9 protein-coding genes are annotated in these 11,826 nt (G+C 63.5%); 5 read left to right on the forward strand and 4 right to left on the reverse strand.

Translation table 11 applies throughout. The features are described from left to right. Positions 1–53 precede the first annotated feature (53 nt). Positions 54–1,340, forward strand: a complete 1,287-nt coding sequence (locus NKJ04_RS33050) for an NAD(P)/FAD-dependent oxidoreductase (RefSeq protein ID WP_352680017.1) — start codon at positions 54–56, stop codon at positions 1,338–1,340. 262 nt (positions 1,341–1,602) lie between these two features. Beyond that, on the forward strand, positions 1,603–2,427 hold the full coding sequence (locus NKJ04_RS33055; protein WP_352680019.1) for an SH3 domain-containing protein: 825 nt from the start codon (positions 1,603–1,605) through the stop codon (positions 2,425–2,427). 91 nt (positions 2,428–2,518) lie between these two features. Here NKJ04_RS33055 and NKJ04_RS33060 read toward each other — a convergent pair whose 3' ends face one another. Continuing rightward, positions 2,519–3,265, reverse strand: coding sequence for an SDR family oxidoreductase (locus NKJ04_RS33060; protein ID WP_352680021.1), 747 nt, complete (start codon positions 3,263–3,265; stop codon positions 2,519–2,521). 313 nt (positions 3,266–3,578) lie between these two features. On the opposite strand from NKJ04_RS33060, the gene zwf reads away from it, so the two are divergent. The 3 genes from zwf (at position 3,579) to edd (ending at position 7,643) form a co-directional block, all read left to right on the forward strand. Further along, positions 3,579–5,048, forward strand: a complete 1,470-nt coding sequence (gene zwf, locus NKJ04_RS33065) for a glucose-6-phosphate dehydrogenase (protein ID WP_023809187.1) — start codon at positions 3,579–3,581, stop codon at positions 5,046–5,048. Continuing rightward, the gene (gene pgl / locus NKJ04_RS33070) at positions 5,030–5,746 is read left to right on the forward strand and encodes a 6-phosphogluconolactonase (protein ID WP_127296894.1); all 717 of its coding nucleotides are present in this window, start codon (positions 5,030–5,032) and stop codon (positions 5,744–5,746) included. Before zwf ends, pgl begins: the two co-directional genes overlap by 19 nt. Positions 5,747–5,819: 73 nt before the next feature. Next, the gene (edd, locus tag NKJ04_RS33075; RefSeq protein ID WP_128302653.1) at positions 5,820–7,643 is read left to right on the forward strand and encodes a phosphogluconate dehydratase; all 1,824 of its coding nucleotides are present in this window, start codon (positions 5,820–5,822) and stop codon (positions 7,641–7,643) included. 68 nt (positions 7,644–7,711) lie between these two features. Here edd and NKJ04_RS33080 read toward each other — a convergent pair whose 3' ends face one another. The 3 genes from NKJ04_RS33080 to folD all read right to left on the reverse strand — a co-directional run bounded on the left by NKJ04_RS33080 (position 7,712) and on the right by folD (position 11,666). Continuing rightward, on the reverse strand, positions 7,712–9,376 hold the full coding sequence (locus NKJ04_RS33080) for a vWA domain-containing protein (protein WP_352632560.1): 1,665 nt from the start codon (positions 9,374–9,376) through the stop codon (positions 7,712–7,714). A gap of 371 nt (positions 9,377–9,747) precedes the next feature. Beyond that, positions 9,748–10,746, reverse strand: coding sequence for a GlxA family transcriptional regulator (locus tag NKJ04_RS33085; protein WP_032908654.1), 999 nt, complete (start codon positions 10,744–10,746; stop codon positions 9,748–9,750). 20 nt (positions 10,747–10,766) lie between these two features. Then, positions 10,767–11,666 carry a bifunctional methylenetetrahydrofolate dehydrogenase/methenyltetrahydrofolate cyclohydrolase FolD gene (gene folD / locus NKJ04_RS33090; RefSeq protein ID WP_128302655.1) on the reverse strand — a complete coding sequence of 300 codons (900 nt, stop codon included), beginning with the start codon at positions 11,664–11,666 and terminating at the stop codon, positions 10,767–10,769. Positions 11,667–11,826: the final 160 nt, after the last annotated feature.

Consider the following 11,826-nt stretch of genomic DNA (forward strand, 5'->3'; position numbering starts at 1 on the left):
CCCCTACTCCCCTACTCCCCTACTCCCCTACTCCCCTACTCCCTGCGAGCATCATGGCCTACCAATCCCCGATCTCCCCCGGCCGGTCCTGGTATGAGGACACAGCCGGTCCGAGACCTGAATACCCGGCGCTGGATGGCGACCGGGCATGCGATGTCGTCATCGTCGGCGGCGGCTTTACCGGTCTGTCGGCGGCGGCGCACCTGGCCAAGGCAGGCACCAATGTCGTGCTGATCGACGCTTACCGCTTCGGCGATGGCGCCTCCGGTCGCAATGGCGGGCAGCTCGGCACCGGCCAGCGCGCCTGGGCCAAGGACCTGGAAGCCGAATATGGCTTTTCCCGCGCCAAGGCGCTGTTCGATCTCGCCGAAGAGGCGAAGACGCATCTCCTTGAATTCACTGCTGCCAACCAGATCGATATCGACTACACGCCGGGCCAGCTTTCGGTGGCGCACAAGCCGCGCTATGTCGACGACTACAAGGCGCATGCCGAGATCATGGCGAGCCGTTTTTCCTACCCGCATATCTCGTTCATGGATGCCAGGGAGACGGCGGAGCGGCTGGGATCCACCGCCTACTTTGGCGGGACGCGCGACACCGGCACTGGCCACATCCACCCGATGAAGATGGTGATCGGTACGGCGCGGGTGGCGGCGCTTGCCGGCGCGCAGCTGTTCGAGGGGACGCCATCGACCGGCATCATTTCCAGTGGCGGCAAGGTCAAGATTTCGACACCGAGAGGCACGCTGACGGCGCAGAAATGCCTGATCGCGGTCAACGCCTATGGCGGCACGCTCGAGCCGGTGAGCGCGGCGCACATCATGCCGATCGGTTCGTTCATCGGCACGACCGTGCCTCTCGGAGCGGACTCGAACGTGTTGCCGGGCGGCGAGGCGGTCGACGATTCCCGCTTCGTCGTGCGCTATTTCCGCAAGTCGAGGGATGGCCGGCTGCTTTTTGGCGGGCGCGAGGTCTATGGCGTCAACGATCCGAAGGACATCCACATCCACATCCGCCGCCAGATCGCGGAACTCTACCCGGCACTCCGGGATGTCGAGATCACGCATGGCTGGGGCGGCTATGTCGGCATCACGGTGCCGAGAAAGCCGTTCGTGCGCGAAGTGATGCCCAATGTGATCTCGGCCGGCGGCTATTCCGGCCACGGCGTCATGCTGTCGAACTTCTTCGGCAAGCTCTATGCCGAAACCGTTGCCGGCAACCGCGATCGGCTGAAGCTGATCGAGGATCTGAAAATCCCGCCGTTCCCCGGCGGCCGGCGCTTTCGCACGCCGCTGCTGTTCCTGGCGCTCAACTGGTTTGCGCTGCGGGACAGGATCTAGCCGACCGACCTGATGTAATATTGTAATATTCATTGTAACATTTGTTGCCCGTGCGACGCATTGCGCAATTTCCCGCAAAGGCGCAGAATCCCCTATAATGGCGTACTGATGCCACAATCGCAGGCGAAAGCTGCCGGTTCTGGGCGATTGTTCGGGGATTGTTGCGGGACTGCCCGCGTTGTTTTTTTGACCTATGCGGATCAGACGCCGGACTTCCGGCACCGACCGATAGAACGTCGGCCCGCTTATGGAGGTGGCAAGAGTGAGAGAGCCCTTCAGTTTCGGTACGCCGGAACGTCGGCGCTTTGCCATGCAGTTCGGATACGACATGCGGCCCTCCTTCTGGCAGGAAGTCCGTTCGAACTCGCATCTGGTGATCGCCGCGATCGGCACTGCCGCGCTGCTTGGCGTCGCCGCCGTGGCGCTGTGGCTGGCATTGCCGGCCAGCGACAGACAAGCGGCAGCGAGCCCCGAGCAGACCATTCCAACGGTTCCGGTGAAGACGACGAAAATAACCCCGGTTGGGGCCGCGGTCGCCGCGGCAGCCGTGCCGCAGGCGCGCAAGTCCGACGCTATTCCGACAACCGTGGCGGCCGCGCAAGCCAACATCCCCGCACTCGCCGCCAACGATCCGCGCTGGACCGGTTCGCAGCCGAAGGACGCCGCCACTTCCGATTCGACTGCTCCCAGCCAGGCAGCGGACAAGCAAGCTGCGGCATTCGCACAGCCGGCAGCCGCTACCGATGCCGCCACCGAACTTGCCAAGGTAGCCGCGCCCAGCGCAGCCGCGGGCAACCATCCTGATGGCGCACAAACCGCCGCCATTCCCGCGGTGCAGCCGCAAGTGCCAGCGGCGGAAGGCGATGACAGCCAGGCCAAGGCGAAGCCCAGGAAAGCCGCAGCCGGAACAGGGCGCATCCTGAGGGCCGTGACCATGCGAAGCGGCCCGAAGAAAAATGCCGCCGCCATCGGTACGGTGCCAGCCAAAACCTCGGTGCAGGTGATGAGCTGCAAGAAATGGTGCCAGATCACCTACAACGGCAAGACCGGCTGGATCTACAAGAGTTACATCAAGACCGGCGCCTGACGCCCACCGCTCTGCGTGAGGCAGGCCTGTTGTTCTGATGCATGTCGTTCTCCCAAACCGGGGCCGCTTTCGAGCGACATACATCAGGCTTTCAGATGCAGCGGCCGCCATCGACCTCCAGCGCCACGCCGGTGATGAAGGCGGCCTCGTCCGAGGCCAGCCAGAGTGCGGCGTTGGCGATGTCGAGCGGCGTCGAAAGCCGGCCGAGTGGGATCGATGCGCGGAACTTCTCGCGGATCTCGGGCGTGTCGGCGCCCATGAATTTCGCCAGCATGCCGGTCTCGCCGGCAACCGGGCAGAGGCAGTTGACGCGGATGTTCTTCGGCGCCAGTTCCACCGCCATCGATTTGGTGGCGGTGATCGCCCAGCCTTTCGACGCATTGTACCAGGTGAGGCCGGGGCGCGGCCGCAGACCCGCGGTGGAGGCCGTGGTCAGGATGACGCCGCCGCCCTGCCGCTCCATGATCGGCACCACGGCCAGTGCCGCGTGATAGATCGCCTTCATGTTGACGGCGGTTATCAGGTCGAAGGTCTCCTCGTCGACATTGAGCATGTCGCCGTTGCGATGGGTGTAGCCGGCATTGTTGACCATGATGTCGATGCGGCCGAAGGCGCTTTTCGCGGCATAGACCATCTCGTCGAATTCGGAGCGCAGCGAAACATCCGTCTGGGTCCAGATCGCCGCTTCTCCGATTTCGCCGGCGACGCGCTCCGCGCCCCTGGCGTTGAGATCGGCGACAACGACCCTGGCACCCTCCTGCGCAAAACGCCTGGCAATGCCCTCGCCAAAGCCCGACGCAGCGCCGGTGATGATCGCAACCTTGTTTTCCAGACGCATGTTTTTTCCGCTCATTATTGGTGACGATCAACGGGCACGTCATTGGCGCTCATCCGCGCAAGCCACGGCTTCTGACCGGATTGGCCGAAAGATGTGGGTCCATCGCCGATTTCTCCTTTGGCTTTCGCGTCGATCCCGCTCTATGCTGCAACTGCGAAGGCTTCCGGAGCCGCGCCTTCGACAAGCCTCCGGGTCATCGGACTGTCAAGGGGCCGGCGCATACACCCAGATGTGACACCATGGCACTGGAAAATTTAAATCGATTAGATTATATCAGCCGCGTCACAGCGACCGGCGTCAAAGCGGACAGACCATGACCAGCCAGATCATCCCCGTCGAGCCTTTCGACTTCATCATTTTCGGCGGCACCGGCGACCTGTCGGAACGCAAGCTTCTGCCGTCGCTCTATTATCGCCAGCGCGACCATCAGTTTTCGGAGCCGACACGCATCATCGGCACGTCGCGCTCGAAAATGAGCGACGAAGAATTCCAGGCCTTCGCCAAACAGGCGATCTCCGAGCACGTCAAACCGGCCGACATCGACGCCAAGGAACTGAAGACTTTTCTGGCGCGGCTGTCCTACGTCTCCGCCGATGCGACGAGCGGCGCCGGCTTCGACAAGCTTAAGAAGGCGATCGGAGACAGCGACCGCATCCGAGCCTTCTACCTGGCGGTGGCGCCGGCGCTGTTCGGCGACATCTCGCACAAGCTGAAAGAGCACAATCTGATCACGCCGAACTCGCGCATCGTGCTGGAAAAGCCGATCGGCCGCGATCTCGATTCGGCACGCAAGCTCAACGATCTGGTCGGCGACGACTTCCACGAAAGCCAGATCTTCCGCATCGACCATTATCTAGGCAAGGAGACGGTGCAGAACCTGATGGCGCTGCGCTTCGCCAACGCGCTCTACGAGCCGTTGTGGAATTCAGCCCACATCGACCATGTCCAGATCACCGTGGCCGAGACCGTCGGTCTGGAGGACCGCGTCACCTATTACGATAAGGCCGGCGCGCTGCGCGACATGGTGCAGAACCATATGCTGCAGCTGCTGTGTCTCGTCGCCATGGAAGCGCCGTCATCGATGGATGCCGACGCCGTGCGCGACGAGAAGCTGAAGGTGCTGCGGGCACTGAAGCGCATCAATGGCAACGAAGCGCCGAAGCACACCGTGCGCGGCCAGTACCGCGCAGGCGCCTCGGCCAGCGGAGCTGTAAAGGGCTATGTCGAGGAGCTTTCCCACGACAGCAATACCGAGACCTTCGTCGCCATCAAGGCCGAGATCGGCACCTGGCGCTGGGCGGGCGTTCCGTTCTACCTCAGGACCGGCAAGCGGCTGGCAACCCGGGTTTCGGAAATCGTCATCGAATTCAAGCCGATCCCGCATTCGATCTTCGGCGACAGCGCTGGTCCGATCTTCGCCAACCAGCTGGTCATCCGGCTGCAGCCCGACGAAGGCGTCAAGCAGTTCATCATGATCAAGGATCCGGGCCCGGGCGGCATGCGGTTGCGCCAGATCTCGCTCGACATGAGTTTTGCGCAGTCCTTCGATGGCCGCGCGCCGGACGCCTATGAGCGGCTGATCATGGACGTCATCCGTGGCAACCAGACCCTGTTCATGCGCCGTGACGAAGTCGAGGCGGCGTGGAAATGGATCGACCCGATCCAGAATGCCTGGGAAAGTGCCAGGCAGGAGGCGCAGGGCTACACGGCGGGCACCTGGGGGCCATCGGCCTCGATAGCACTGATCGAGCGTGACGGGCGGACATGGCACGAGAGCAATTGAACAGCGCCGCCTATAGCTGGAACGGCTTCGCCGGGCGCCAGGAACTGGCGGCCGCCCTTGCCGGTCATGCTGCAGGCAGACTGACCAAGGCGATCGCCGAGCGCGGCACGGGGCTGCTCGCCGTCTCCGGCGGCACCACGCCGGCAAAATTCTTCGCCGCCCTTTCAGCGATACCTATCGCCTGGGACAAGGTGATCGTGACGCTGGTCGACGAGCGTTTTGTGCCGGCCTCTTCGCCACGCTCCAATGCCGGGCTGGTGGCCGCCAATCTGTTGCAGAACGCGGCCAAGGCGGCTCGTTTCGTGCCGCTCTATCACGAAGCCACCAGCATCGAGGATGCGGCCTCGTCCGATGATGCAGCGCTCCGGTCCTTGCCATGGCCGCTCGATGTCGTCGTGCTCGGCATGGGGCCGGACGGCCACACCGCTTCGTTCTTTCCCGATGCCGACGATCTGGCAACGTTGCTCGACCCGTCTTGCGACAGGATCGTGCTGCCGGTTCATGCGGCAAGTGCGGGCGAGCCGCGGCTGACCCTGTCGCTGGCGCGCATCGTCGAAGCCGGCTTCATCGCGCTGCACATAGAGGGTGAGGACAAGCGTACCGCCTTCGACGGCGCGGTTGCGCCCGGGCCGCGAAAGCCAATCCGTGCCGTGCTCGACGCAGCACATAAGCCCGTAGAGGTTTTCTGGGCCCCCTGAATCTCGATTTACTCTGGTCCCGGCAAACGGCGGGAGGATGTTTCCGGGACCTCGCCTGAAAGGACCGACCGCCATGACCGCCAGACGCGACATCGAAGCCATCACCGAACGCATCCGTCAGCGCTCAAAACCAGGCCGCGAGCGTTATCTCGGCCGCATCGCCGAGGCATCGAACCGCACCGCCAACCGGGCTGTGCTGTCGTGCGGCAATCTCGCCCACGGCTTTGCGGTGTGCAGCCCCTCGGAAAAGCTCGCGCTTGGCGCCGACAAGGTGCCGAACCTGGGCATCATCACCTCCTACAACGACATGCTGTCGGCGCATCAGCCGTTCGAGACCTTCCCGGCGCTGATCAAGGACGCGGCCCGCGAAGCCGGCGGCATCGCCCAGGTGGCCGGCGGCGTACCGGCAATGTGCGATGGGGTCACGCAAGGCCAGCCCGGCATGGAGCTGTCGCTGTTTTCGCGCGATGTCATCGCCATGGCCGCCGCGATCGGCCTGTCGCACAACATGTTCGACGCCGCCGTCTATCTCGGCGTCTGCGACAAGATCGTGCCGGGGCTGGTGATCGCAGCGCTCACCTTCGGCCATCTGCCGGCGGTGTTCATTCCGGCCGGACCGATGACATCAGGCCTGCCCAATGACGAAAAAGCCAAGGTCCGCCAGCTCTTCGCCGAGGGCAAGGTCGGACGCGCCGAACTGCTGGAGGCCGAGTCCAAATCCTATCATGGGCCGGGGACCTGCACCTTCTACGGCACGGCGAATTCCAACCAGATGCTGATGGAGATCATGGGCCTGCACACGCCGGGCGCTTCCTTCGTCAACCCTGGCACGCCGCTGCGCGAGGCGTTGACCCGCGAGGCGACGAAGCGGGCGCTGGCGATCACCGCGCTCGGCAACGCCTATACGCCTGTCGGCCGGATGATCGACGAACGCTCGATCGTCAACGGCGTCGTCGGCCTGCACGCCACCGGCGGCTCGACCAATCACACCATCCACCTGATCGCCATGGCGGCGGCGGCCGGCATAGCCATCACCTGGCAGGATATTTCCGACCTGTCGGAGGCGGTGCCACTGCTGGCGCGGGTCTATCCGAACGGCCTCGCCGACGTGAACCATTTCCACGCCGCCGGCGGGCTCGGCTTCCTGATCCGCGAGCTGCTCGACGAAGGCATCTTGCATGAGGATGTGCAGACGGTGTGGGGCGAAGGCCTGCGGCCCTATGCGGTCGAGGCAAAGCTCGGCGCCGACGGAGGCGTGGTGCGCGAGGCCTCGCCGAAGGCAAGCGGCGACGAAAAGGTGCTGGCGCCGTTCAACAAGGCATTCCAGGCGACCGGCGGCCTGAAGGTGCTGTCAGGCAATCTCGGCCACGCCGTCATCAAGACTTCCGCGGTGAAGCCGGAGCGGCGTATCATCGAGGCGCCGGCCAAGGTCTTCGACAGCCAGCAAGGGCTGAACGATGCGTTCAAGGCCGGCACGCTGATCGGTGATTTCATCGCCGTCATCCGCTTCCAGGGGCCCAAGGCCAACGGCATGCCGGAGCTGCACAAGCTGACTACCGTGCTCGGCATCCTGCAGGATCGCGGCCAGCGCGTGGCGCTGGTCACCGACGGACGCATGTCGGGCGCCTCCGGCAAGGTGCCGGCGGCGATCCATGTCACGCCGGAAGCGGTCGAGGAGGGTCCTATCGCCAGGATCCACGAAGGCGACATCATCCGGCTCGACGCCGAAGCCGGCACACTCGAAGTGCTGGTGCCGGCCGGCGACTTCGCTTTGCGCCGGACGGCGGATGCCGATCTCATCGGCAACGAGTTCGGTTTCGGCCGCGAGCTGTTTGCCGGCTTTCGACAACTGGTCGGCCGCGCCGATCATGGCGCCAGCGCCTTCGGCACGGCTTGACGGCAGTTCTGCGTAGTTCACGAAAAAGGGCGGCACATGGCCGCCCTCTTGCGGTTGTGCATACGATTCTATTGCACGGTTAGCTCGGCTCGCTCGCCGGCCTTGACCGTCACGTTGCCTTCTTTGGAACTGTTGTCGGATTTCTCCGAGACGACGGCGTAGTCGCCCGCAGGGATCGCTGCCTGATACTTCTGGTCGAATGCATAGCCAAGCGACTTGCGGTTGCCGTTGATGTCCTTCTTGGCCTCGAAAATCTCGATCTTCGAGGCTCCGGGCGCGGTGATCGCCAGCACGCCGGCATTCATTGCGACCTTCAGATCCTGAAATTCGCCCACCTTGACAGTGAACGGCTGCTCGACGACGGCGAGATCAACCGTCGCAATCAACACATAGTCATCGGGTGGCAGATCGAATTTGCTGTCGGGTCCGTAGGCATAGGTCACCTCGTCCCTGGTTCCATCGATCTTCTTTTTTGCCTTGAGCACCTTGAAGCCGATGCCTGAACCGTCCGCCTTGTCGCCGCCGGCAGCATAGTAAGCATTGGCAACGACATGGCCGACACCGGCAATCATGTCCTTTTCCACGGTCTTGCCGGCAGCCAGCGGGATCGTATCGGTAGCCACGCCCTGCCCGATCGTGACAGTCACCTTCTGGTCGCCGGCCGGCAACACGGCTTTCGTCGTCCCATAAAAGGTCGCGGGCATGTCTGCACCCGGATAATCGATGACGACAGCCGCGCCATCGACGACATCCGCCCCCGCGTTCGGTCGCGGGTGGATGATCAGCGTGCCGGCATTCAAGTTGAAGAGAGGCTTGTAGACCTGGCCTGCCTCGATCTTGACCTTCTGCTCGGTCTTCGCCTGGCCGTCACTGGCCACGACGATATAGTCGCCCGGTTCCAGATTGGCCTTGTAGGCGCCGTATTCGGTGCTGACGTAGTCGCCGCGCGTACCGTCGGGTTTCGCCTTGTAGATTTCCCAGGCGTTGCCGTCGGTGACGGGATCGCCGCCCTCGGCAAGCACTGCTATCGGCTGGAAATTGAAGTCCGGTTTGGCCGGCTCCGGTGCGGGCGCTGGCTCCGGTGCCGGAGCGGGTGCCGGTTCCGGCACCGGCGCCGCCACGGTCTCGGCAAGCGCCTCCTGCAGCGCCTTCTCGTCGGAGGCCTGGATGTATTTGCCGCCGGTGTTGTCGGCGAGGCAGGCGATCTGCTTGCCCTCGTCGGCGGTGAGGCCGAAGCCGACGACATCGGCGGTGAAGTCGACGCCGGATGCCTCGAGCTCCTTGCCAAGCGCGCAGGGGTCGCCGCCGCATGTTTCGAGCCCGTCGGTGATGAGCACGACGGTCGCCTTGTCCTCGGTGTATTTCAGCGCCTCGGCCGCCTGTTTGACCGCCGCCGTCAGCGGCGTCTTGCCGAGGAATTTCAGGCTGTCGGCGGCGGCCGAAATGGCGCTGCCCGAACCTGCCTGAGGCGGCACGATCAGCTGGATGTCGTCGCAGCTGCCCTTTTCACGATGGCCATAGGCCATGAAGCCGATCTCGTCGTCGGTGGGGACCGATTGAAGCACGGTTCGAAGCGACTCGCGGGCGATTTCGAGCTTGGGCTTGCCGTCGATCTGCGCCCACATCGAGCCGGACGCATCGAGAATGATGATGACCTTGTTTGCGGCGAAGCCGAACGTCGTCATCGACAAAAGGAGGACCGCCGCCGCGACACTCCGTGCAAGTCCCGCCATCGAAATCTCCTAAATCCACCCCTGATCCGGGCGGCAAGCTATTTGACGCGGCGCTGGGACACAAGTCCCGGCGCCCGGTGCGTAGGGCTCCGAACCCAGCTTGACAAAGACCTGACGACAGCCAGTTCGGTGGTGCCGGCAGTGCCGGCAGTTTTTGCGATAGGAATTTTTTCTTGACTCTATGCCCTCAGCTATGATACATTTTCGCCCATGGTGCTGATTTGCGCCAAGTGACCCGCCGCACAGGCGGGTTTTTCGTTTGATGCACCGTCAGCCTACGCGGCGAAGGCTCCGAAAGAACCGTTACCCGAATTCGCTGCCTTGGTCCGATGCGCCGGGCCGAATGCCGAACTTTTCAACGGAAGCGAAGTTCAGTAGGTCGTGCGGCGCTCTTCCGAGGGCGGCCTGCCGAATTGCAGCCGGTAGCTCTGGGCGAAGTAGGAATGCGAGGTGAAGCCGGTCGCGATCGCCACGTCGAGGATCGGCATGTTGGTCTGGCGCAGCAGTTCGCGCGCCCGCTCCAGCCGCAACCGCATGTAATAACGGCCGGGCGTGACGCTGAGATGGCGCAGGAACAGGCGCTCGACCTGGCGCACCGAAAGGCCGGCGGATTTGGCCAGCTGTACCGCCGACAGCGGCTCGTCGAGGTGGTCGGCCATCAGTTCGACGATACGCCTAAGCTTCTCCGACTTGCCGGTCAGGTCGCGTTCCGGCCCGACGCGCTGACGGTCGCCGGCCGAGCGGATGCGTTCGTGCTGGAACTGGTTGGCGACGCCATTGGCGAGGTTCGAGCCGAAATCGCCGCGCACGATCTCCAGCATCAGGTCGATCGAAGTGGTGCCGCCGGCACAGGTGTAGCGCTTGCGATCGATCTCGAAGACGTTGCCGGTGCAGTTGATGTCGGGGAAGCGTTCGACGAAGCCGGCACGGTTTTCCCAATGGATGGTGCAGCGATAGCCTTCGAGCTGGCCGGCCTCGGCCAGCAGATAGGAGCCGACCGACAGGGCACCCAGCGCATTGCCGCGCCGGCCCCAGCTTCGCAAAGCCGCCAGCACCTTGCTCTTGCCGGGGAATTCCGTCGTCAGCCCAACCGAGACGAACAGGATATCGACCGGCGGCAGGTCGGCAACGGCATAGTCGATCTTGAGCGGCAGGCCGTTGGAAGCCATCACCGGATCGCCATCGGCCGACACCGTCGTCCAGCCGTAGAAGTCACGGCCGAGCAACCGGTTCGCCGACCGGAACGTATCGATCGCGGCAGCCAGCGAGAACATGGAGAACTTGTCGACCAGCAGGAATGCGAACTGCCGGCCACCTTGAACGGGGTCCGCGATGACCGGCCGTTCTGAGGGAACACTGGGGTTCGGCAAAGCTGCGGCTTTCTGGCGGGTCAGAAGGACGGCCGTTTCAATCCGGCCGCAAGGTAGGCCGAGGCTAACGTATTGGCCATCAGCATGGCAATGGTCATAGGCCCGACACCGCCAGGCACCGGCGTGATGGCGCCGGCGGCCTTGGCCGCTTCGGCATAGGCGACATCGCCGACGAGACGGGACTTGCCCTCGCCCTTTTCCGGCGCCGGAATGCGGTTGATGCCGACATCGATGACGGTGGCGCCTGGCTTGACCCAATCACCCCTGATCATCTCCGGCCTGCCGACGGCTGCGACAAGAATGTCGGCGGTGCGGGCAAGTGCCGGCAGGTCCCTGGTGCGGCTATGGGCGATGGTGACGGTGCAATTGGCGGCAAGCAGGAGGTTGGCCATCGGCTTGCCGACGATGTTGGAGCGGCCGACGACGACGGCGTTGAGACCGGACAAATCCTTACCGCGCACCCGCTCGATCAGAAGCATCGAGCCGGCCGGCGTGCAAGGCACGAAGGCTGTCTCGAGTTCACCGGTGCCGAGCTTGCCGACATTGATGAAATGGAAGCCGTCGACATCCTTTTCCGGCGCGATGGTCTGGATGATCTTGCCGGCGTCGATGTGGGCCGGCAGCGGAAGCTGCACGAGGATGCCGTTGATGGCCGGATCGGCGTTGAGGTCGCCGATGATCTTCAGCAATGCCGGTTCCGAGGTTTCGGCCGGCAGCGTGTGCTGGACGGAATGAAAGCCGCATTCCTTGGCGGTGCGCGACTTGGACGCGACATAGACCTGGCTGGCAGGATCCTCGCCGACGATGACCACGGCAAGACCGGGCTTGGGCTTGCCCTTGGCGACAAGTTCAGCCGTCAGGGACTTGACCGTCCCCACAACGTCCCCGGCAACGCTCTTGCCATCAATCACTACAGCCATGGACTACCCTCAACACCAGAATGCCCAAGCGCGTCGCTTACGAAAACGACGCGCTTTTAGATATTTAACAGCGTGGCAATTTAACGAAAATTACAACATGCAATACCGCCAAAACGCCGTCCCTGTATCTTATACCAAACTGACCAAGCCGAACACTAGT

Source organism: Mesorhizobium sp. M0618, from assembly GCF_040320765.1.
In the GTDB taxonomy this organism is placed as follows: domain Bacteria; phylum Pseudomonadota; class Alphaproteobacteria; order Rhizobiales; family Rhizobiaceae; genus Mesorhizobium.